The following is a 21,661-nucleotide window of genomic DNA, read 5'->3' on the forward strand; positions in this document are numbered from 1 at the left end:
GATTCATCCATCGGCCAAAGGGGATAAAAAATGGAAGAAAAACCAAGGATTCTGATTGTTACGCCCGAGGTGACCTACCTGCCCGAAGACATGGGAAACCGGGTGAATTATTCAGCCAAGGCCGGGGGTCTGGCCGATGTTTCCGCGGCCCTGATCTCGGCTCTCTTTGATCTGGGATGTGATGTCCATGTGGCCCTGCCCAATTACCGCTCCATATTCAACGGGCAGTCCACCGGAGCCCACAACCGGGAACTGGCCAAGATCCGGAGACGGCTGGACGATGAACGGATTCACCTGGCCTCGGACCGGGCCTTCTACTACCTGCACAATGTCTATTCCGGGTATTCTGACAAAGACCTGAAAGCCTCTCTGGCATTTCAGCGGGAGGTCATGAACAATATCATCCCCCGGGTGGAGCCGGATATTATTCACTGCAACGACTGGATGACCGGGTTGATTCCGGCCATGGCCCGGCAGGTGGAAATTCCCTGCCTGTTTACCATTCACAATATCCATACCATGACTTCCACCATGGAGGAAATCGAGGACCGGGGAATTGACGCGGCTTCCTTCTGGCAATGGCTGTTCTTCAAACGTCCGCCTCTGAACTATGAAGAAAGCTGGGAGCAGAACCGGATTGATTTTCTCTGTTCGGGCGTGTTTGCCGCCCATTATGTGAATACGGTCAGCTACACCTTTCTAAGGGAGATCGTGGAAGACCGGCATGCTTTTGTGGAGTCCCGGCTGAAAAACGAATTGGTCCATAAATTTCATGCCGGGTGCGCCACCGGTATTCTCAATGCACCGGAACCCGAATTCAATCCCACCGTGGACACAAAGATCCGTTACAATTACGGTCCAAAGAATCACAGGGAGTTCAAGGCCAAAAACAAACGGTTTCTGCAGAAAAATCTCGACCTTGAACTGGATGAAAACGCGCCCCTGTTTTTCTGGCCCTCCAGACTGGATCCGGTCCAGAAGGGGTGCCAGCTCCTGGCCGAGATTCTCTATGACATTGTGAGCCGGTACTGGGAAAACAATTTCCAGGTGGTCTTTGTGGCCTCCGGTTCATATGAAAGGCATTTCCATAATATTGTCCGGTTTCACAACCTTTCCAGCCGGGTGGCCGTATGCGGTTTCAGTGAGGCCCTTTCCCACCAGGCCTTTGCCGGCAGCGATTTTCTGTTCATGCCTTCTTCGTTTGAACCCTGCGGCCTTCCCCAGATGATCGGTGGAATCTACGGGACCCTGCCCATTGTATTTGATACCGGGGGGCTCCACGATACGGTCCGGCAGATGGACACGGAACAGAACATGGGCAATGGGTTTCTGTTCAATGTCCATGACAGCGCCGGGCTGGGATGGGCCGTGGACCGGGCCATGGATTTTTATAAAATGGCGCCTGGGATCCGGGAACAACAGATCCAGAGGATCATGGTCGAGAGCGTACTTGAATTTAACCACACCCGCTGTGCAGAGGAGTATATCAACCTGTATGGGAAAATGCTTAAAAGACCCTTTCTTGTCTGATTCCGGCATCTTCAATGATCCGTTTCTGCTCCCCTACAAAGGGGTGATCCGGTCACGGGCAGAGGCTGCCAGAACAACGGAAGAAAAAATACTCCATGAGAACCGGGGTTCTCTGCAATCCTTTGCTGATTATCATCTTTTTTTCGGCCTTCACCCTGGGGACGGGAAATGGGTGTTCCGGGAATGGGCGCCCAATGCCCAAGAGATGTTCATTCTCTGTCCAAAAAACGGCTGGGAAAAAAATTCTGATTATCGGGTTCCCAAAAGGGACGGAGCGGTTTTTGAAGCCTGGTTCCCGGAAGACCGGTTTGCCCACGGAGACCTCTACCGGCTGAAGATCGTCTGGCCCGGCGGGGAAGGGGACCGGATTCCCACGGCCGCAACCCGGGTGGTCCAGGATCCCCGGACCCTGATATTCAATGCCCAGGTCTGGGAGCCGGATTCATCCTTTCAATGGAAAGCCAAAGATCTCCCGGGACTTTCGGAAACGGGTCAGCCCCTGCTGATCTACGAGACCCATGCCGGCATGGCCCTGGAGGAATCCCGCATCGGCACCTGGACGGAATTCAGGCGCCACATCCTGCCCAAGATCGTCCACAGCGGATACAACGCCATTCAATTGATGGCCGTCCAGGAACACCCCTATTACGGGTCATTCGGATACCATGTTTCTTCTTTTTTTGCGCCTTCTTCCCGTTTCGGCACTCCCGAGGAATTGAAACGGCTCATCGATACCGCCCATGAAAACGGGATCCGGGTGTTCATGGATATGATCCATTCCCACAGTGTGAAAAATGAGGTGGAGGGCCTGTCCCGGTTCGACGGCACCCTTGATCAGTTTTTCCACAGCGGTCCCAGGGGATTTCACATGCTCTGGGATTCCCGCTGTTTTGACTATGCCAAACCCATGGTCATCCGCTTCCTTTTGTCCAATCTCAGATACTGGATGGAAGAGTTTAGAATGGACGGGTTCCGTTTTGACGGCATCACCTCCATGCTCTACCATGACCACGGTCTTGGACGTTCATTTACCTCCTATGAGGATTATTTCGGTCCGGATGTGGATACGGACGCACTCTCTTATCTTTTCCTGGCCAACCGGCTTGTCCATGATATCCGTTCCTCCGGTGTCACCATTGCCGAAGATGTGAGCGGCTACCCCGGCCTGGCTGCCGATTGTGAAAAGGGGGGAACCGGATTTGATTTCAGGTTTTCCATGGGCATTGCGGATTTCTGGATCCGGCTGCTCAAGGAGGTAAGGGATGAAGACTGGCCCCTGGGAAGCCTCTGGCATGAATTGACCACCCGGAGAAAGGAGGAGGCCACCATCAGTTATTCCGAGTGTCATGATCAGGCCCTTGTGGGGGATAAGACCCTGATGATGCATCTCATGGGCGGCCATATCTATACGGGCATGGAAAAAAGCAATAAAAGCATTGAAACGGTCCGGGCTGTTGCCCTGCATAAGATGATCCGTCTGATCACCCTGGCAACGGCCAATGCCGGGTACCTCAATTTTATGGGCAATGAGTTCGGTCACCCGGAATGGGTTGATTTCCCGTCACAGCTCAACAATTTTTCCTATGTTTATGCCCGCCGCCAATGGTCCTTAAAATATCATCCCGATCTTTACTATGGAGACCTGTTTGAATTTGACCGGCAGATGATCGACCTGGCAAAGAGCCGGAATCTTTTTTCCGGTTCCGGCCCTGACCTGCTTTACCTGCACGAAGCCGACAAGATCCTCGCCTTCCGGCGCAGCGGCCTGATCTTTGTCTTTAATTTCAATCCGGACAGATCTTTTTTTGACCATCCCCTTGATTCTTCGCCCGGCAAGTATCGATCCATCCTGGACACGGATGAGCCCAGGTTCGGCGGCCAGAACCGTTTGAAAAAAGACCAGACCCATTTTACCCTTCACCGGTCCGGAGAAGCCGGCTCCGGACGGCTCAGCCTTTATCTTCCCAGCCGGGCCGCCCTGGTACTGGAACCGGCCGGGTAAAACAAGGGGCTTACCAGCGGTCCTGTTCCTCAATCTGGGGCCGGATATCCCAGATGTCTTCAGCGTACTCCTTGATGGTCCTGTCGCTGGAAAACATTCCGGTCCGGGATGTGTTCATCAGGGCCTTTCTTGTCCATACCTCGGGTTTTGAAAAATCGGATGCAATGGCCCTATGGGCGGAGGCATAACTGTCAAAATCGGCAAAGTGAAGGTAATAATCCCCCTGGGCCAGCAATAGGTTGTAAATGGGGCGGAACAATCCCGGTTCCCCGGGACTGAACCGGTCCGACCGGAGCGCATAGAGGATTTGTTTCAAACGGCTGTCCTTTTCCAGGTACTCGTTGGGCCGGTACCCGGCACGGATCGCCTCCACCTGGGGAACGGTCAGGCCGAAAATATAGATATTCTCCTTGCCCACCTGCTCTGAGATTTCAATGTTGGCCCCGTCCAGGGTTCCAACGGTCAGGGCACCGTTCATGGCGAATTTCATATTGCCGGTGCCCGAAGCCTCGGTGCCGGCGGTGGATATCTGCTCACTGACATCCGCTGCCGGGATCAGTCGTTCTGCCAGGGTCACCCGGTAGTCGGGCAGGAAAACGACCTTGAGGACCTGATTGACGTCGGGATCCTTGTTAAGGACCTCGGCAACGCTATGAATGAGCTTGATGATCAGCTTGGCGATATAGTATCCCGGTGCGGCCTTGCCCGCAAAGATAAAGGTCCGGGGCGGGCCGATGTCCTGGCCATGCTCTTTGACGGAGAGATAAAGATGAATGATGTGGAGCAGGTTCAGCAACTGTCTTTTATACTCGTGAATCCGTTTGGCATGGACATCGAAAATAGAGGAGGGATCTACTTTCTGGGAGAGCCTGTCCTTTATGTATGCGGTCAGTTTTATCTTGTTCTGCAGTTTAACATCCCGGAAACGGTCCAGGAATCCGGGATCATCCTGGAAGGCTTCCAGCTCCCAGATCAGGTTGAGGTCGGTCAGCCACCGGTCGCCGATGGTGTCCGTGATGAGCCTTGCCAGATCCGGGTTGCAGCCGGCCAGCCACCGTCTTGGTGTGACCCCGTTTGTCTTGTTGTTGAATTTTTCAGGCCACAGGGAGTAGAAATCAGGTACCAGCCGGGTCTTGACCAGGTCGGAGTGAACCTTTGCCACCCCGTTTACCGAGTGGCTGCCGATAATGGCCAGATTGGCCATCATCACCTTCTGTCCCGGCCCGTCTCCCTGGATGATGGACATCCTGGAGATCATATCATTGCCGGTCTCACCGAATTTTTTTTGTACCGAGTCCGTGAACCGCTGATTGATTTCAAAGATGATCTGAAGATGCCGGGGCACCACCTTCCGGACAATGGAGACAGGCCAGGTTTCCAGGGCTTCCGGCAGCAGGGTATGGTTGGTATATCCAAGGGTGTTGACGGTGATCTTCCAGGCCTTTTCCCACTCCAGGCCTTTTTCGTCCACCAGGATCCGCATCAGTTCGGCCACGGTCATGGCCGGATGGGTGTCGTTGAGCTGGATGGCCACCTTTTTATGGAATTGATCGAAACCATTGTGACTGAGCTCATAATGGCGGATGATGTCCCGGACGGAGCAGGCCACCAGAAAATACTCCTGTACCAGGCGCAACTCTTTGCCCACATCTTTGGAATCGGATGGATAGAGAATCTTGGTTACGGTCTCAGATCTCATTTTCCGTTCCACAGCCTTGATATAGTCCCCGTCGTTGAAGATCTGGATGTCAAAGTCCTCCGAGGCCCATGCGGAAAAAAGTCTCAGACAATTTACGGTCCGGCCCCCGTATCCGGAGATCAGAATATCATGGGGCCTGCCGATAAAAAGTTTCCAGTCCGTCCACATGGGATTGTACTCCCCGTTCCGGTCCATGGTGTCTTCAATTTTCCCGTAAATCGGGAGCAGGTACCTTTCACCGGACCGCCGGATCAGCCAGGGGGAGGACCGGTTGGGCCAGTAATCGGGCTTTTCCCTCTGGTATCCGTTTTCGATCACCTGGCGGAAGAGCCCGTAGTCATAATTGATCCCGTATCCGAATCCCGGCATGTCCTGGCTGGCCAGGGAATCAAGGAAACAGGCGGCCAGACGGCCGAGCCCACCGTTTCCCAGGGCAGGGTCACGCTCCTCCTCTTCCAGGTCCGCCAGATCCAGGCCCAGTTTTTTTAAGAACCGGGTACAGGCGTCATAGATACCCAGGTTGATCAGGTTGTTGGTCAGGAGACGGCCCACGAGAAATTCCAGGGACAGATAGTAGAGGTGCTTGGGATCATTCTTTTCGTACCGTTCCCGGGTCTCGAAGGCGATGTCCATCAGGTATTCCCCCACGGCGGAGGAGACACCATTGAGGAGGTCCAGCCGGTCGGCCTGGGCCGGATCCTTGCCAAGCACATATTTGATATAGTGGTGAAACGAATTTTCAAAACGGGTGAAATCAAAATAGGGCATGACGATCTCCTGTTTACATCCTTTAACGGCAGAAGAAGAGCCTGGGCTGGAAAATATTTCAGGTTGTCTCTGATAATTGTTTTATGCCCGGTTTCCCGCACCTTGAACTCAAACCGGAATTCCAATCATCAGAGGACCCTTTTATGTATAATAGGTTGGGCAGGCTCTTCTTGTCAATTGGTTTTGATTGAAGCTTCCAGGCAGAGTTAATCAGACATTGAAATCAACGGTCCGGGCCGCCACAGGATCGGTATATACAATTTTTGTCTTAAAGGTCTTGACGTTGATATGGGCCGTGGCCACGTGCTTTTTATGGCTCCATTCCAGGATCAGCTCATGTTTTTTGGATTTGAAAAGGTTGAATTCCCCGTTGAACGCCGGGTAGGCGTTGCGGAATTCCATGAGTTTGAGCAGGCGCTGGACAACCGGTCTCTGGGTCTCCTCGGCCACTTCTTCCAGGGTGTAGTTATGGCGGTTGATGTTCCGTCCCAACCGGGTGGATTCCACCAGTGGGATATCGTTTTTTCCGGCCAGGAGCCCCACATAGTAAACCTGGGGAATGCCCGGGGTAAAAAACTGGATGGCCCGGGCCGTAAGATAGGCGTCATCGTCACATCCCAGGGCCGAGTAATAGGTGCAGTTGACCTGGTAGACATCCAGGTTCTGGTATTCAGGCCCGGAATAGGTCTGTTTGATGTTGGATCCTTTTTTGTAGAGATGCTCGATGGTCTGGTCGATCTCCTCCTGGTTTAAGAGATCCATGACATCCACCACACCGATGCCGTCATGGGTGTCCAGGGTAGTGATCTGTTTTCTGGGGCATTTTCTCAGCCAGGATTTGAGCCGCCTGGAAGTCCCTGTGTACAATGCATGGAGAACCAGCATGGGCAGGGAGAAATCATAACACCAATATCCCCTTTCGGCCAGCTTGAGCTGGTATGAATAATGTTCATGCACCTCGGGCAGGATCTCGGTTTCAAAGGCCGAGGCATAGTCGTTGAACCAGTCCAGAAGTTCCCAGATCTTGGGTTCAAGGAAGAAGCAGGAAGTTCCCAGTTCAATGGTGGTATAGGCAATGGCATCCAGCCGGATCATCTTTGGCCGGTTCCGGGCCAGGCGGATGAGGAATTTGCGCATGACCTCCCGGGTCTTGGGGGAATCATAGTCCAGGTCGATCTGTTCATAGTCAAAGGTGCACCAGATCTTTTCCAGGGTTCCGTTGGGCCGCTCCAGCATCTGATAAGGGGGGCGGGGCTTCCGGGTATACACGGATTTTAAATCCTCATCCTCTATCCAGCCGTTGGGAGCCAGTTTGTCAAAGCTCAGGAACATGTCTGCATATTCGCTGGCGTTCCCCTTTTCAATATAATCCTGGAAATATTCGGACTGGCGGGAAATATGGTTGACCATGAAGTCAATGATCAGGTCAAAATCATGGCCGATCTTTTCCACATCATCCCAGGTGCCGAAAACAGGGTCCACCTCATCGTAGGTTTTGGGGGCAAATCCCCGGTCCGAGGAAGAGGGGTAAAAGGGCAGAATGTGAACCCCCCGGACCGCCTTGAAAAAATACTTGCGCAGGGCATAGTGAAGTTCGGGCAGGTTGGTGCCCAGACTGTCGGGATAGGTGATGAGCTGGATTTTGTTTTTAAGTGTCATTGATCAAAGACCCCTTTGCTTTGCGGATGAAACCATAATGATCCATGCCTTCCATCATGCCTCCGGCATAGGTTTTTTTTGCAAAATAGATCCTTCTTCTGGTTTTGAGTTCTTCAAGCTCCGGGCTGTAATTGCCCACCACCACACCCCGGGGCTCCCCTTTGAGCATCTCGGCATCATTGCCGGAATCACCGCAGACCATGAAATTTCCCAGGGGAATCTGCCATTTATAGCTTAGATACCGGACGGCTTTTCCCTTGGATGCCCTATAGGGCAGGATGTCCAGGTAGCGGTCATGGGAGTAGATCAGGGTGTATTGGAAACGGTTCTTGGTCAATACATGGTGGACACGTTCCAGGCGGTCCTTTCCCGGTTTCATGAAACAGCTCAGCTTGTGGGGGGTCTGGACCTCCTGTTCCTGGAAGGTGATAAAATCAATTTCCTTTAGCCGTTCCCGGATCAGGCCGGGTTTCCAGTTTTTTGAAATATGGGTTTCCCAGCCCTTGTCAAGGTAAAAGTCTTTCCCGTAGTGGATCTGGCTGCCCACGGAAGAGATGATGATGTCAGGGGTGATCCCGTGGGATGAAAGGATATCCCGGGCCGATTCAAACAACCGGCCCGTGGCCACGCCGAACCCAATGCAATGGGAGTTTTTCTCGATGATTTCCATGAGTCCGGCCAGTTCCTTGGGATCTCCCCCCAGAAGCGTGTTGTCAATGTCGGTGATGAGCAGATAATTGAGTCCGGCCAGGCGCTTGCCGATGCTGTGCCTGGGCACCCGGATCTGAATATCCAGGGTCTGGTGGGCCCGGCAGAGGTTTTTCATCTCATCGGCATAGGTCTGAACATGGCTGCTCCAGGTATAGGTTTTCCGGATGTTCATGATCCCGTTTTTTGAAAATTTCCGCCATTTGTCCTCATGGACGATAATCTCCTTGATGGCCGAGGCAATTGCCGTCGTGTCTCTGGGATCCACCAGTGTGCCGCTTTTGCAGTTCCTGATAATATCCGGAGGGCCTCCGTTGTTGGTGGCAACGATGGGCAGGCCGCAGGCCAGGGCTTCCAGAAGGGTCAGGCCGAAGGGCTCGGTCAGGGAGGGGTTGACAAATACCCCTTTTTTTTCCGCTGCGATCCTGTACAGTTCAGGCACCTCATGCTCAAAATCATGCCGCTTGGGAATGGCCATTTTTCCGTAAAGATTATACTTGTCCATCAAAAGCAGCATCCGGGTCAGGACATCCCGCTCACTGTCCCCTTTCTGGGCGATATCTTTGCGGATGCCCGCAAATACGGCCAGGTTGGCAATAGCCTGGAGATCGTAATCCTCTCCGTAGGCCTTGATCAGTCCTTCGATGTTTTTCCTTTTGTCCGGCCGGCAGAGAACCAGGATCATGGGCTTGTCCGGATGCTGAAAGAACCGGTTCAGTTCGCTGGTCAGGGATTCCTTGGCAAAAAGGGCAATCTCTTTTTCATCCGTGTCGGTGTGGTCCCGGTAATAGGGGTAAAACCTGTCTATATCAATACCGGGGGGAATGACCTTGTACCTGGGAAGGGTTCTGTTCCTGTACATGCCGTACTGGCCTTCGATTTCCTGCTGGGTGGATGTGATGACCATGTCCGCATATTTCAGGATATTTTCCTCCACGGCAATCCTGTGTTCTATTTTCAGATCCTTGTCCATCTCCCCGGGGTCTGCTCCCTGGCTGAGGAGCCTGGCTTTTTTGGGCCTTCCCAGGGAATGGCCTGTATATACAAAGGGGACCCCGAAGAAGCGCGCCAGTTCCTTGGCCACATATCCGGCATCGGGATAGTGGCCGTGGATCAGGTCCGGGATCTCCCTGCCGGTCTGGATGAATTTAATGGTCTTGTCCACAAATTCATCCAGATAGGGCCAGAGAAGTTCCTTGCGGATATATTTTCTGCCTCCGCACTGGATCCGGATGATCCTGAACTTGTCATTGATCCGGTCTTCGGCCACGCTGTAGTCTTCTGAATAGGATTTGTCCTGGATCAGCCGGGTGAACAGATCAATTTTTTTGATGTTGGGATTGGCAGACAGGGAAGAGCACAACTCGACCAGGTACTTGATCTGGCCCCCTGTGTCTGCATCATATCCCAGCTCCATGTTTTCTGCGCGCAGGAGTCCGTGAACACTGAACATCTGGATATAAAGTCCGTCTTGGCTGGTCATGTTTTTTCCAATCTCTTAATGAATTCAAGGTAAAGTGCCGGGTCTTGGGGCAGGGCCCCGCGGATGGTGCAGATTCGGGAGGCGAATTCATGGGCAAGACCGGCAGTCCTGTCCATGGGCAGCCCCTTCAGGAGCCCGGCCGCCGACATGGCAGCATAGGCATCGCCAGCCCCCACCGTATCCAGGATATCCCGGGAGGATTCAGAGCCGATCCTGGGGGAATGATTTTTTGTAAACCATTGGCTGCCCCGGCTGCCCAGGGTAAGAATGATAAGCCCTATTTCATGGGCGGCCATAAATTCTTCCATCCGGGTTCGGATGTCAGGGGAGAAGGGGTCAATGCCGGAGACCTCTTTTAATTCTTGGTCATTGAGTTTTAAGATATCCGAGGCCCTGAGACAGGCCAGGATAGTTTCCCGGGAATAGGCAGAGGATCTCAGGTTGATATCGCAGAATACCCGGGTGGAGACGGGTTTGCGCTCCAGGGCCTGTTGGATCAGTTTTTGGCCCTTTTCTTCCCGCTGGATCAGGCTGCCGAAGTATAGCAGTTCCGGGGATTGATCCAGGAGACGGGCCAGGCGGTCTTCAAAGGCAAGATGGTCCCAGGCGGCATCGGGAAGAATGGTAAATTCATGGGTTTTGTTTTTCCCCATGGAAATTTCCACCCTGCCCGTGTCATGATCCGGATCTGTCTGGATATCTTCATGGGGAAAATCATGTTTTTCCAGGAAGGCCAGGATTTCCCTGCCAAGGGAATCCTTACCCACCCTGGATACAAACCGGACCGGGAATCCCAGTTTTTTCAAATGAAAGGCAAAGTTGAACGGGGCTCCGCCCATCCTTTTATCATCGGGGAACAGGTCAAACAGAATTTCGCCTAAAACTAGGATCATGGTGCCAAATTTGTGTAAGAATGCAGAAAACAGGCATGCATTCTACGCCTTAAAGAGTAACGGACAGGGTTCTTATTTTTCAAAAAGTATAGACCAGAGGAACAATCTGCGTCAAGGCCTGGTTTTGGGCATCCATGAAACCTTGTTCTGAAAAGCTTAGTCTGACTTTACACCGAACTGGGGGATGATTCCTCCCACAACAGGCTCGTAGTAGCGGTAACGGGTTTTCTCTCCCAGGAGTTCGTCCACCCGGTTTTGAATGGACTTTCTCTCTTCACTGTGCATCCACCGGTTCCAGTCTTCCAGACGGTTCCAGGTGGAGATAACCAGGTATTCTCCCTGGCAGTCCAGGCAGGAAAAGGTCTGGCCCGTGAGGAATCCGGCCTGGCCCATGGCCCTGGACCTGAGTTGGACAATCAGGGGGCCCAGTTCTTTTGCAACGGTTTCATCCCTTACCGTTCTCTGGATGATAATGGAAACAGCCATAATACCTCCCCTCTTGATTTATGGTTAAAAGAAACAGGGGAACAGGAATCTGTGAAACCGGTTGGAGGCTGATTCAGGAATGTTTTCTGGGCGTGGGTTCAAATCCCGGCGGAGTTCCAAAGGATGGATAAATGTACCATCTTTTGGCGGTATTTTCAAATTCTATCGGCAGAAGATTGATGGTCCGGCCTGAAAACAGGATCCCCGGGAACAGGATTCGTTTCCGGGGACCCGTGTTTGAAACCTGTTGCTTGCAGGAACTAGTCGTTCACCGGATGGGAGGCCAGCTTCTCCAGGGCCAGGACCATGGCTGAATGGTCAAGGCCGCTGTCCCCCTGGGCGGCAACTGCGTTGAAAAGCTCCTGGGCCGTGGCCGTGTTGGGAAGGGAAATCTGCAGGGCCCGGGCATTGGACAGGGCCAGGTTCAGGTCTTTCTGGTGAAGGTTGATCCGGAATCCGGGATCAAAGGTCCGATTGATCATCCGCTCACCGTGGACTTCAAGAATCTTGGAAGATGCAAATCCTCCCATGAGGGCCTGGCGGACCTTGGCCGGGTCTGCCCCTGCCTTGGAGGCAAAGACCAGGGCTTCTCCCACAGCTTCGATGGTCAGGGCCACGATGATCTGGTTGGCCACTTTGCAGGTCTGGCCGTCCCCGTTCCCGCCCACCCGGGTGATGTTCTGCCCCATGAGCTGGAACACGGGCAGAACCTTGTCAAAGGCATTCGGGTCTCCGCCCACCATGATGGTGAGACTGGCGTTTTCGGCGCCGATCTGACCGCCCGAGACCGGGGCATCCAGGTATGAGCATCCCAGGTCATTGATCCTGGCGGCAAAAACCTTGGTTTCCACCGGGGATATGGAACTCATGTCCACCACGATGGAACCCTTTTGTATCCCCTCGGCCACCCCGTTCTTTCCAAAAAGCACCTCTTCCACATGGGGGGTGTCCGGGACCATGATGATGACCAGCTCAGCCTTTTCGGCCGCCTCTTTGCAGGAGCTGACCACGGAGATTCCTTTCTTTTTGAGGGAGTCGGGAACCGAAGATCTGTTATACGCGTATACTTCATGTCCCTTGTCTGCCAGGTGGCCTGCCATGGGGGTTCCCATGATGCCGGTTCCGATAAATCCGATTTTCATATTTTTCTCCTCCTTATCTGTATGAATCCAGCCAGCCCAGTCCGGCTTCCGTTCCTGCGGCCGGGTTGTATTCGCATCCGATCCAGCCCGGGTACCCGGCCTCGTCAATGGCCCGGAACAGGTTGGCAAAGTGGATCTCACCGGTGCCCGGTTCATGTCTTCCCGGATTGTCGGCCAGCTGGATATGCCCGATCCGGTCCATGAGAGCCCGGAGGGTATTCACAAGATCGCCTTCCATCCGCTGCATGTGATAGATGTCGTACTGGAAAAAGAGATTGGAGTGGCCCACTTCATGGATCAGGTCGATGACATCCTTTGACCCGACCAGGTGGAATCCCGGGATATCCTTGCTGTTAAGGGCCTCCACCATGAGTTTGACCCCTTCTTTTTCCAGGGTGCGGGCCGCAAATTCAAGGTTGTTCTTCAGGGTTTCCATGACCTGCTCCCGGGGCAGGTTCGGCGGGGTGAGACCGGCCAGGCAGTTGAGCGCCGGGCAGCGGAGAGCTTTGGCATATTCAAGGGCCAGAAGCACGCCTTCCCTGAACTCCTGTTCCCGGCCGGGGAGGCAGGCAATTCCCCGTTCACCGGCCTCCCAGTCTCCGGCCGGGAGGTTGTAAAGGACCTGCTTCAATCCGTTTTCTTCTAGCTTTTCGGCAAGTTCGGCAGCCGGCCATGAATAGGGAAACATGTACTCCACGGCCTTGAAACCCGCTTTTGCCGCTTTTTCAAAACGATCCGGGAAATCCACCTCGGTGAACAACAGGGTCAGGTTTGCAGAGAATTTTGGCATCTGGTTTTCCTTTCTGCAGCCATCCCCGGGGGAGGCTTGCATCTGGTTGAAAAAGGGTCTATATTTAAAATTCATCAGAACAACATAACATCTGATGTTTAATTTTTTAAGGTGTTTTCCCCGGGATGTCAATAGAAAAGCCGAGGATCTGTTGACCGGGCAGGGAGGATCACCCTTTCAGGAGAAAAAGATAAGATATGGAAGATTTTCAACTGGACCGCAAGCGCCTGGCAGATCAGATCGCCGATGCCCTCATGGCCATGATTGCCAGGGGAAGCCTCAAACCCGGGGACCGGCTGCCCCCGGAACCTGAATTGATGAAACAGTTCAAGGTGGGCAGAAGCTCCATCCGGGAGGCGGTCGGTGCCTTGTCCCTGGTGGGCCTGCTCACGGTAAGACCGGGCCAGGGAACCCATGTGGCCTCTTTTTCAGCCGAGGGTGCCCAAAAGCCCGTGGGCCTGCTGGGGCTCGGGCCGGAAAAGGTCTGGGAACTGGTGGAGGCCCGGATTGAGCTTGAAGGGGTGATTGCAGGGCTTGCAGCAGAGCGGGCCACCCAGGAGGATCTGGAGAGGATCCGGGAGAAACACCGGGACCTCAAGAAGGCCATGGCCGGGGACGAAGATCCCATTAATCCGGATCTGGAATTCCACGGGGCAGTGGCCAGGGCCTGCCATAACAGCGTTCTGGTCAAGTTCTTCCATGAAATGCGCCAGCCCACCCGGCACTGGATGGAGCAGAAGGCCAGGCATGACTGGGGGTACGAGAATGTGGTGGAACAGCACCGGGCCATTGTCCGGGCCGTTGAGGCCCGGGATCCGGCCCTGGCCCAAGAGGCCCTCAGATCCCATTTGGAATCCACCGGGGAAAGGCTGGTCGCGGCCATCATGGGAAAGGGGGATAGCCGGGCCGAAGGGTGATTTTTATTTCAATATTGGCAACAGACTCAGAAATTTCCAAGATCTTTGAGAATGGCTTCCTGCTCGTCCAGGATTTGGTCCAGGATATCCGGAGTGGTATAGGGATTCATGATCACCGATCGTAAGACAACCACGTTATGATTGTCCCGGGGGCTGGCCTTGAGCCGGGTCCTGGAGACAAAGCTTTTGCCGGCCTCCCTCTGGATCCGCTGGATATGGATGTTGATCTCGTCCAGCCGGGCGTCTATGGGGATCCTTTCTTCTTCATCGGTGGCGGATTCTAATTTTCTGCGGAATTCCAGGGGGACCACCCGGTAGGTGAGAATATTGAGCCGGGGCCGGGTGATGAGCTGGAACAGGGGTCGGGACTCGATTTTTTGTGCAAATTTGCGGGCTGTTTCAATGCCGTGGTCGATCATGAGTCCGAATCCCCTTGATCCCATGATTTTCAGGGCAGAATCCAGGATCAGGGAATTGGCCTCCCTGGATCCTTCCAGGGTCTTGATGCCCAGGTCCACCGAGCCCCTTCTGTTTACGTACCGGGCATGGTAGGAGATCTTATCCATGGCCTTGGGATCCTTGAAATAGACCATGCCGGCGGTCATGGGCATGTAAAACTGCTTGTGGCAGTCTATGGTCACCGAGTCTGCCCTTTCGATTCCCCGGACAAGACCGGCATATTTTTCAGACAAAAGGACCGGGCCTCCCCAGGCCGCATCCACATGGAAATGGATCTTGTGTTCCTCACAGATCTCTGCCAGCCGGGGCAGGGGGTCGATGACTCCCGTCTCTGTGGCCCCGGCAATCCCCACAATGGCCATGATCTTTGTTTTACCGGTTTTTTTCAGGTCATGGATCAGGGTCTCAAGTTTTTCCAGATCAATGCCCCGGTCTCCATCCACATCCACGGGGATGACGTTCCTGTTGCCGATCCCCAGGATACCCCCTGCTTTTTTCAGGGAAAAATGGCCCCGCTTGGATACCAGGATCACCATCCGTTCAAGATCATGGGCCCGAAGTGCCGCGGCCATGCCGTCTTCCTCAATCCCTGAAAAATCGTTTTTCGGAGGAAGGCTTAGGTTCCGGGCCACCCAAAGGGCCGTGATATTGGCCGTGGTGCCCCCGGTGGTAAATCCCCCCAGGGAGGTTTCAATGTTCTGGACATGGGCGTCGTAAAAGGCCTCTTCCCTTTGATAGATCATCCGGTGGATTTTGGCCAGAACCTGTTTTTCCAGTACCGAGAGCACCTTGGAGGTTTCCAGCTTGATCACATTCTGGTTCAGGGCCGCGGTAATGGCCTTGAGATGGACCATGAAAAAGGGAATGGCCGAAGTCATGTGGCCCACAAAATAGGGAGAGGCCACATTGACGGCCCGGGGCGCGATATCATTGATGATGTCTTCAATTACATCGGCCAGTCTTTTTAAGGGCTCCTTGTTGATCCGGGTGTCGGTAAACCCCTGGGCCAGCTGGGCCAGGCTGATCTCTTCGGTCACCCCCACATGCCGGTTCAGAAAATCATGAAGTCCGAACAGGATCTGCTCCATATATTTCACCAGGGTTTTCCGGCTGTTTTCATCTTCGGGCCGGATAAAAACCCGGTGCAGGGAGTTCCAGTCCGCAATCAGTTCTTTGGAAGTTTCACCTGGAGGGGTATGGAGTGGGGGAACCATGATATCTATGCTTTCTAGGGTAAAAGTTCTGTATGATGATTAACCGAGTGTTGACAGCGCCAAATCCAAATCTCCGATCAGGTCTTCCACGTCTTCAATGCCCGTGGAATAGCGGATCAGGCTTTCGGGGATTCCCATGGCCTTGCGTTCTTCTCTGGTGCACTCCACATGGCTGGTGGTGGCCGGGGGGCCTGCAATGGTCTCCACGGAGCCCAGGTTGGCGGCGCAGTGGGCATAGGTGAGATGGGCCAGCACTTGGCCCACGGCCTTGAAGCTGTCCTGTTTGAGGGTGAAGCTGAGCATCCCGCCGAATCCCTTCATCTGCTTTTTGGCGATTTCATGGCCCGGATGGGAAGAAAGTCCGGGGTAAAATACCTTTTCGATCTTGGGATGGGATTCAAGAAACCGGGCGATTTGAAGGGCGTTCTGATTCTGACGCTCAATCCGCAGGGCAAGGGTCTTCATCCCCCGGAGCAGAAGATAGGCGGACATGGGATCCAGGGTGGCCCCGTTGATTTCCCGGTAATGGTAGACCTGTTTGACCAGGTCTTCCCTGCCGCAGACCACCCCGCCCAGGGCATCGGCGTGTCCGCCCAGGAACTTTGTGGCGGAATGGAGGACCAGGTCCGCCCCCAGGGCCAGGGGACTCTGGTTGATGGGGGTGGCAAAGGTGTTGTCCACCACCACCACTCCACCTGCCTTTTTTCCGGCCCTGGCCAGCCGGGCCAGGTCAAGGATCTTTATGGTGGGGTTTGTGGGAGTTTCCAGGTAAACCAGGTCACAGCCCTTTTCGATCTCCGTTTCAATGGCCTCATGGTCCGTGGTATCGCAGAGAACCGTCTCCACATGGATCCGGGGCAAAAATTCCGTGAAAATCTTATTGGTGCCTCCATAGGTATCTTTAACCGAAACCACTCTCTGACCGGGCTTTAACAGGCCGAACAGGATGGAGCTGATGATTCCCATGCCGGTTGAAGCGCTGGTGGCTGCCTGACCCTTTTCAAGCCGGCAGATTTTGTTTTCAAATACTTCAACCGTGGGGTTGGTGTTCCGGCCGTAAATATGTCCTTTTTGTTTTCCCAGGGCCACATCAAGCCACTGGTCCACATCCTTATATCCAAAGGAGACGCTGTGCACCACCGGTACCTGGGTGGCGTTCTGGATCAGGGATTTTTCCTCTCCGGCCCATACCGAGGATGTCCCCATGCCGGGAGTTGGACGTTGCTTCATTATGGATAACCTCCTTGGGTTGCTCTCTTTTTTGTGTTCAGGGTTAAAATTTACAGGAGACTATAGATGTCATCCATATTTGTCAATCCTTTCCAATAACCGGTTTAATATTGACAAATATGGAGTATCTCGCTAAACGATAGGCAAAATAAAAATATGGCCGGCGTGAATACAGGTAAAGAGGGTTTAATGTATTTCTCGTGCGGTTCCCGCTGATAATCGCCCCTGCTTTTTTTACAAGGAGACAAGAAAATTGGACCTTCACGTCAACGACATCCTGACCCGGGTGAGCCGGTATAACCTGATCCGCAACGGCCGGATGATCTATATCGATGTTCATCAGAAAATCCAGGGCAAGCTGGCCGGGAACTTCATTGCCGTCCCCAACCTGGTCAATATCGTGGCCAAACCCGAGCACCAGGGGGCAGGGGATAATGAGCCCATGGCCCTGGAAGACTGTTTAAAGAAGATCAAGGGCCTCAACCTTGAGGACCTTTTCCCGGCTGCGGTTTCCAGCCCCGGACAGAAACCCGAAAAAGAGTGATTCCTTGCATGAATGCCGTTTTTTCGCCAAAGCATTGGCATCTGTTTTAACCTAATAAAAAGGAGAAAATTGTGAAATCATCATCCAGAATTTCTTTTATCCCGCTGTTTTCAATTCTTTTGGTTGTTTTTCTGAGTCCTCCCCTGTTTGCCGATGACTCCCTGAAGCCGTTCCTGATAAACCTCAAAGGTTGGCAGGGGGAAGCCCCCCAGGCCATGAACATGGACATGAACGGCGTTAAGATGATCAATGCGGTGCGGTCCTACGAAAAAGGGGACAAAACCATTGCCGCCACCGTGATGATTACCAGTCTCCAGATGGGAATGGCCTCTTTCCAGCAGATGAACATGTCCCAGGGCGGCATCAAGGTGGAAACCATACAGATGGACGGGTTCAAGGTCGTGCGTACCCACGACGGGAACGAAAATTCAGGGAATATCATGATTTTGCTGGGGGAAACAAAAGAAAGTTCCGCCCTGTTTTCCATGGGATATGAAGGCCTTTCAGACAAGGAGAGTCTTGCCCTGGCCAAAGGATTTGACTGGAAAGGAATGAAGAAAGCCGCAAAAAAATTGATGAAATAAAACCGGAATCAAATCATCAGTAAAATCCCCCGGATCCGGTCCCCTATCCGGAATCGGGGGAGATCTTTTGCTCCCGGGATATCATCAGAAGTTTTGCCGCTTTCTTTGCGTTTCCGGGAAACGGGTATAAATCCCCTTATTCCCCTTCACTGACCGTGAAACCGCTGGGCGTCAGACCGGTGGATGAGGGAGTCCCGGCGATATTGGCAAGATAAGCCGCTCCGAGTTTTTCAATGTGGCCGTTGATATTGTCAAAGTAATTATAGTGGATCTGTTCCTCGTCAATGATGGTTTCAAAGAGCTTCATGCTCACACTGTCCCCGTTTTCCCGGCAGACCAGGAGAAATTGATTGTATACATCAATGGTATCGTCTTCCAGCTCGGCGTCAAAGCTGAATACCGTATCTACGGGCTGCCCCTTTTCAATGGTCCCGTCATACCCGGTTACCGGCTCTCCTCCCAGTTCCTTGATCCGTTCGGCAAAGGCTTCTGCGTGGCGCATTTCATCAATGGCGATGAGTTTGATTTTTCCGGCCAGTTCGCCGTAATCCATGTCATCGATGTTATAGTGCTGATTCATGTACTGGGTGATGGCCAGAAGTTCCATGCCCCTGGCCTTGTTCAAAGCGTCAATCACCTTGTTCCTTCTTTCTTCCTTTGATTTTTTTTCCATGTTTCCTCCAGATCGTTTTCAGAGTTTTCGTTCCTTCAGACCCAATTTTATTTCTTCAAACACAAAACGCCTGGTGCAGATTTCCTGCACCAGGCGTTCGATTTTACTAGCCGGATGGAATTTTGTCCATACCCTTTTCCCGGGGAGATTACGCAGCCTCTCCCAAGTTTAATCCAAGGTCCAGGGCTTTTTTATTCATGTCCATGAAATCTTCGGGAATCGTGGTTTCCAGCACCTTGAGAATGGATTCGGGCCGGATGAGTTTGGTCAGTCCGATGAGGGCACCCAGCATGCAGATATTGAACACGATGGGTTTCTTGATCTCTTCCATGACCCTTTCATACATGGGCAGGGCCACATGCTTGGCATCCACTTTTGTCCCGATGGTCACGTACCGGGGATCCACCAGGAGCAGACCGCCGGGCCGGATGATGGGCGAAAAAGTATTATAGCTTTCCTGGGTCAGGCTGACCAGGATATTGGGCTGGATGACCTTGGGAAAGTGGATCTCGGAGTCAGCGATCAGGATGTCGCTTCGTGTGGCTCCGCCCCGGGCAGCCGCTCCGTAGCTCTGGGACTGGATGGCGTTTTTCCCTTCATAGATGACGGCCGCTTTGGCAAGGATAATGGCCGCAGTGATGACGCCCTGTCCGCCTGAGCCTGAAAAAACAATTCTTGAACGGTCCATTATGCTTTTCCTTTCATTGCGGTTTCAATGATTGAATCGTATGCCTCACAGTACTCGGGTTTTTCCGTGTCGTGAACAAAGATGCCCCTCTGGATGAGATTGGGGTTTTTTTCAAGTTTCTTGGAACCGATTTTCACTGTGTTGGTCCGATACCCTTCCATCATCTGGGCGGCGTCTCCTTCCTTGTTTTTCCGGCCGTAATAGGTGGGGCACTGGGTAAGGAGCTCAACAACGGAGAATCCCTTGTGGGAGATGGCCTGCTTCAGGTAGTCCTTGGCTTCAACGGCGTGAAACACAGTGGATCTTGCCACAAAGGTCGCACCGGCACTTTTGGCCAGTTCCACAATATCGAAATTGTTGTCAATGGTGGTATAGGGTGCGGTGGTGGCTTTTTTGCCCTGGCCGGACAGGGGAGAGAATTGTCCCCCGGTCATGCCGTAGATCCTGTTGTTCATGACGATGGCCGTGATATCGATATTTCTTCTGGCTGCATGGATGAAATGGTTGCCGCCGATGGCCAGTGCATCTCCGTCGCCCATGGGTACGATGGCCTTGAGGCGGGGCTGGGACAGCTTGACCCCGGTGGCAAAGGACAGGGCCCTGCCGTGGATGGTGTGGAGGGAATGGAAATCCACATACCCGGAGATCCTAGAGGAACATCCGATCCCCGAGGTGATGACGATTTCGTTTTTATCCAGTCCCAGTTCGTGGACGGCCCTGAGAAGGGAGCCGAGAACAATACCATGGCCGCATCCGGGACACCACATATGGGGGAAGAATCTGGCCCGCACATAGTCTTTAAAGTTAAACTCGCTGGTGTTCATGTTAAACCCCCTTTCCCTGGATCATCCTCAGGACGGTTTTGATGTCCGTAGGTGATATGAGCTGGCCGTCGGTTCGGTTGGCAAGAAATACGTTGTCCGGATTGTCCACGGCGTTTTTGACCTGGGTCACGACCTGGCCCATGTTCATCTCAACCACGAGTACGGCCTTGGCATTGGCGCATTTTTCCCGGACGATGTCCACGGGAAAGGGCCAGATGGTCTGGAGTTCAAGTACCCCGATCTTCACGCCCCTGGCCCGCCGGTTCTTGGCGATGTGGATGGCCGATCTGGCCGAGGATCCGTAGGAGACCAGGACATACTCGGCATCGTCCAGCCAGTATTCCTTGTACATGGCAATGTCGTTGACATTGTTTTCGATCTTGTCCACCAGATGGCGGAGCAGACCGCTGACCACCGTAGGATTGTTGTTGGGAAATCCCCACATGTCATGGAAGAGCCCGGTCACATTGTACCGGTGTTCCCCGCCGAAATCGGACATGGGGAGCCGCCCGTCTTCCCGGGGAAGATAGGGATGGTAGTCCACACCCTTGGGCAGCGAGGTCCTGAGCCGGTCCACCACCGGGATCTCTCCTTTTTCCGGAAGAGTCAGCTTTTCCCTCATATGGCCCACCACCTCGTCAAGGAGGATAATCACAGGGGTTCGATAGGTTTCCGCCAGGTTAAAGGCCTCAACGGTGATCTTAAATACATCCTGGTGGTTGGAAGCGGTCATGGCGATGATGGAGTGGTCTCCGTGGGTTCCCCATCTGGCCTGGTTCACGTCCCCCTGGCTGACATGGGTGGGGTTTCCCGTGGACGGGCCGCCCCGCTGGACATTGGCGATGACACAGGGAATTTCAGCCATGCAGGCATAGCCCAGGGCTTCCTGCTTCAGGGAAAATCCCGGACCGGATGTGGCGGTCATGACTTTGTTTCCGGTAAGGGAGGCGCCGATAATGGCACCCATGGAGGCGATTTCATCTTCCATCTGGATGAACTTCCCGCCCCCCTGGGGGAGCCTTGCGGCCAGATGCTCTGCGATTTCAGTGGATGGGGTAATGGGGTAGCCCGCAAAAAAATTCAACCCCGCGTAAAGCGCACCCTCGACACAGGCTTCGTTCCCCTGGACAAACCTGATATTATTCTTCATTTTCCCCTTCCTGAATTTCTTTGATTTGTATTGCCAGATCAGGGCATCGGAGTTCGCAGAGCATGCACGCTATGCAATCTTCCGGACGGACAGCTTCGGCTTTTCCCCTTTTGTCCAGTTCCAAGACCTGTTTCGGACAGAAGTGAACGCAGATACCGCACCCCTTACACCACTCTTTGTCAATGATATGTTTGACTGATTTGCCTTTTCCCATGTTC

Annotated in this window: 19 protein-coding genes; 5 read left to right on the top strand and 14 right to left on the bottom strand. The window is 53.4% G+C overall.

All coding sequences use genetic code 11. The features are described from left to right. The first annotated feature begins 30 nt into the window (after positions 1 to 30). Together F608_RS0120510 and F608_RS0120515 are read left to right on the top strand one after the other, a co-directional pair. The gene (locus F608_RS0120510) at positions 31 to 1,530 is read left to right on the top strand and encodes a glycogen synthase (RefSeq protein WP_022667560.1); all 1,500 of its coding nucleotides are present in this window, start codon (positions 31 to 33) and stop codon (positions 1,528 to 1,530) included. After that, positions 1,496 to 3,532, top strand: coding sequence for an alpha amylase C-terminal domain-containing protein (locus F608_RS0120515; protein ID WP_022667561.1), 2,037 nt, complete (start codon positions 1,496 to 1,498; stop codon positions 3,530 to 3,532). The genes F608_RS0120510 and F608_RS0120515 overlap by 35 nt, the downstream gene beginning before the upstream one ends. A 10-nt stretch (positions 3,533 to 3,542) precedes the next feature. On the opposite strand, the gene F608_RS0120520 is transcribed toward F608_RS0120515, so the two are convergent. The 7 genes from F608_RS0120520 to hyi form a co-directional block, all read right to left on the bottom strand. Beyond that, entirely contained in the window at positions 3,543 to 5,999 is a 2,457-nt protein-coding gene (locus tag F608_RS0120520) for a glycogen/starch/alpha-glucan phosphorylase (RefSeq protein ID WP_022667562.1), read from the bottom strand. 210 nt (positions 6,000 to 6,209) lie between these two features. Continuing rightward, positions 6,210 to 7,658 (bottom strand): sucrose phosphorylase, encoded by a 1,449-nt coding sequence (gtfA, locus tag F608_RS0120525; RefSeq protein ID WP_022667563.1) that lies wholly within the window; start codon positions 7,656 to 7,658, stop codon positions 6,210 to 6,212. After that, entirely contained in the window at positions 7,648 to 9,849 is a 2,202-nt protein-coding gene (locus tag F608_RS0120530) for an HAD-IIB family hydrolase (RefSeq protein ID WP_022667565.1), read from the bottom strand. Before F608_RS0120530 ends, gtfA begins: the two co-directional genes overlap by 11 nt. Further along, positions 9,846 to 10,742: a carbohydrate kinase family protein gene (locus tag F608_RS32780; protein ID WP_022667566.1), complete on the bottom strand. Its 897-nt coding sequence runs from the start codon at positions 10,740 to 10,742 to the stop codon at positions 9,846 to 9,848. The genes F608_RS0120530 and F608_RS32780 overlap by 4 nt, the downstream gene beginning before the upstream one ends. A gap of 156 nt (positions 10,743 to 10,898) precedes the next feature. After that, complete coding sequence (locus F608_RS0120545; protein ID WP_022667567.1) at positions 10,899 to 11,228, bottom strand: antibiotic biosynthesis monooxygenase family protein; 330 nt, start codon at positions 11,226 to 11,228, stop codon at positions 10,899 to 10,901. 260 nt (positions 11,229 to 11,488) lie between these two features. Beyond that, positions 11,489 to 12,370: a 2-hydroxy-3-oxopropionate reductase gene (locus F608_RS0120555; RefSeq protein ID WP_022667569.1), complete on the bottom strand. Its 882-nt coding sequence runs from the start codon at positions 12,368 to 12,370 to the stop codon at positions 11,489 to 11,491. A gap of 13 nt (positions 12,371 to 12,383) precedes the next feature. Next, entirely contained in the window at positions 12,384 to 13,160 is a 777-nt protein-coding gene (hyi, locus tag F608_RS36995; protein WP_027362965.1) for a hydroxypyruvate isomerase, read from the bottom strand. Between the two features lie 197 nt (positions 13,161 to 13,357). Here hyi and F608_RS0120565 point away from each other — a divergent pair, with 197 nt between their 5' ends. Next, entirely contained in the window at positions 13,358 to 14,077 is a 720-nt protein-coding gene (locus tag F608_RS0120565; protein ID WP_022667571.1) for a FadR/GntR family transcriptional regulator, read from the top strand. A gap of 26 nt (positions 14,078 to 14,103) precedes the next feature. Here the strand turns inward: F608_RS0120565 and panP are convergent, their stop codons facing one another. Next, on the bottom strand, positions 14,104 to 15,750 hold the full coding sequence (gene panP, locus F608_RS0120570) for a pyridoxal-dependent aspartate 1-decarboxylase PanP (protein WP_022667572.1): 1,647 nt from the start codon (positions 15,748 to 15,750) through the stop codon (positions 14,104 to 14,106). 39 nt (positions 15,751 to 15,789) lie between these two features. After that, positions 15,790 to 16,980, bottom strand: a complete 1,191-nt coding sequence (locus tag F608_RS0120575; RefSeq protein WP_027362967.1) for a cystathionine gamma-synthase family protein — start codon at positions 16,978 to 16,980, stop codon at positions 15,790 to 15,792. Positions 16,981 to 17,233: 253 nt separating this feature from the next. On the opposite strand from F608_RS0120575, the gene F608_RS0120580 reads away from it, so the two are divergent. Next, positions 17,234 to 17,524, top strand: a complete 291-nt coding sequence (locus F608_RS0120580) for a hypothetical protein (protein ID WP_022667574.1) — start codon at positions 17,234 to 17,236, stop codon at positions 17,522 to 17,524. A 71-nt stretch (positions 17,525 to 17,595) separates the two neighbouring features. Continuing rightward, positions 17,596 to 18,108, top strand: coding sequence for a hypothetical protein (locus F608_RS0120585; protein ID WP_022667575.1), 513 nt, complete (start codon positions 17,596 to 17,598; stop codon positions 18,106 to 18,108). Positions 18,109 to 18,244: 136 nt separating this feature from the next. On the opposite strand, the gene F608_RS0120590 is transcribed toward F608_RS0120585, so the two are convergent. The 5 genes from F608_RS0120590 to F608_RS0120610 all read right to left on the bottom strand — a co-directional run bounded on the left by F608_RS0120590 (position 18,245) and on the right by F608_RS0120610 (position 21,657). Further along, positions 18,245 to 18,781: a ferritin-like domain-containing protein gene (locus F608_RS0120590; protein WP_022667576.1), complete on the bottom strand. Its 537-nt coding sequence runs from the start codon at positions 18,779 to 18,781 to the stop codon at positions 18,245 to 18,247. A 148-nt stretch (positions 18,782 to 18,929) separates the two neighbouring features. Further along, positions 18,930 to 19,469 (bottom strand): 2-oxoacid:acceptor oxidoreductase family protein, encoded by a 540-nt coding sequence (locus F608_RS0120595; protein ID WP_022667578.1) that lies wholly within the window; start codon positions 19,467 to 19,469, stop codon positions 18,930 to 18,932. Beyond that, the gene (locus tag F608_RS0120600) at positions 19,469 to 20,293 is read right to left on the bottom strand and encodes a 2-oxoacid:ferredoxin oxidoreductase subunit beta (RefSeq protein ID WP_022667579.1); all 825 of its coding nucleotides are present in this window, start codon (positions 20,291 to 20,293) and stop codon (positions 19,469 to 19,471) included. The genes F608_RS0120595 and F608_RS0120600 overlap by 1 nt, the downstream gene beginning before the upstream one ends. A gap of 1 nt (position 20,294) precedes the next feature. Continuing rightward, positions 20,295 to 21,443 (bottom strand): 2-oxoacid:acceptor oxidoreductase subunit alpha, encoded by a 1,149-nt coding sequence (locus F608_RS0120605; protein ID WP_022667580.1) that lies wholly within the window; start codon positions 21,441 to 21,443, stop codon positions 20,295 to 20,297. Beyond that, positions 21,433 to 21,657, bottom strand: a complete 225-nt coding sequence (locus tag F608_RS0120610) for a 4Fe-4S dicluster domain-containing protein (RefSeq protein ID WP_022667581.1) — start codon at positions 21,655 to 21,657, stop codon at positions 21,433 to 21,435. Before F608_RS0120610 ends, F608_RS0120605 begins: the two co-directional genes overlap by 11 nt. Positions 21,658 to 21,661 lie beyond the last annotated feature (4 nt).

This window comes from Desulfospira joergensenii DSM 10085 (assembly GCF_000420085.1).
In the GTDB taxonomy this organism is placed as follows: Bacteria; Desulfobacterota; Desulfobacteria; order Desulfobacterales; family Desulfobacteraceae; genus Desulfospira; species Desulfospira joergensenii.

Coding starts and splice junctions, on each gene's coding strand:
- F608_RS0120510 (WP_022667560.1), top strand. CDS start 31: ATGGAAGAAAAACCAAGGATTCTGATTGTTACGCCCGAGGTGACCTAC.
- F608_RS0120515 (WP_022667561.1), top strand. CDS start 1,496: ATGGGAAAATGCTTAAAAGACCCTTTCTTGTCTGATTCCGGCATCTTC.
- F608_RS0120520 (WP_022667562.1), bottom strand. CDS start 5,999: ATGCCCTATTTTGATTTCACCCGTTTTGAAAATTCGTTTCACCACTAT.
- gtfA (WP_022667563.1), bottom strand. CDS start 7,658: ATGACACTTAAAAACAAAATCCAGCTCATCACCTATCCCGACAGTCTG.
- F608_RS0120530 (WP_022667565.1), bottom strand. CDS start 9,849: ATGACCAGCCAAGACGGACTTTATATCCAGATGTTCAGTGTTCACGGA.
- F608_RS32780 (WP_022667566.1), bottom strand. CDS start 10,742: ATGATCCTAGTTTTAGGCGAAATTCTGTTTGACCTGTTCCCCGATGAT.
- F608_RS0120545 (WP_022667567.1), bottom strand. CDS start 11,228: ATGGCTGTTTCCATTATCATCCAGAGAACGGTAAGGGATGAAACCGTT.
- F608_RS0120555 (WP_022667569.1), bottom strand. CDS start 12,370: ATGAAAATCGGATTTATCGGAACCGGCATCATGGGAACCCCCATGGCA.
- hyi (WP_027362965.1), bottom strand. CDS start 13,160: ATGCCAAAATTCTCTGCAAACCTGACCCTGTTGTTCACCGAGGTGGAT.
- F608_RS0120565 (WP_022667571.1), top strand. CDS start 13,358: ATGGAAGATTTTCAACTGGACCGCAAGCGCCTGGCAGATCAGATCGCC.
- panP (WP_022667572.1), bottom strand. CDS start 15,750: ATGGTTCCCCCACTCCATACCCCTCCAGGTGAAACTTCCAAAGAACTG.
- F608_RS0120575 (WP_027362967.1), bottom strand. CDS start 16,980: ATGAAGCAACGTCCAACTCCCGGCATGGGGACATCCTCGGTATGGGCC.
- F608_RS0120590 (WP_022667576.1), bottom strand. CDS start 18,781: ATGGAAAAAAAATCAAAGGAAGAAAGAAGGAACAAGGTGATTGACGCT.
- F608_RS0120595 (WP_022667578.1), bottom strand. CDS start 19,469: ATGGACCGTTCAAGAATTGTTTTTTCAGGCTCAGGCGGACAGGGCGTC.
- F608_RS0120600 (WP_022667579.1), bottom strand. CDS start 20,293: ATGAACACCAGCGAGTTTAACTTTAAAGACTATGTGCGGGCCAGATTC.
- F608_RS0120605 (WP_022667580.1), bottom strand. CDS start 21,443: ATGAAGAATAATATCAGGTTTGTCCAGGGGAACGAAGCCTGTGTCGAG.
- F608_RS0120610 (WP_022667581.1), bottom strand. CDS start 21,657: ATGGGAAAAGGCAAATCAGTCAAACATATCATTGACAAAGAGTGGTGT.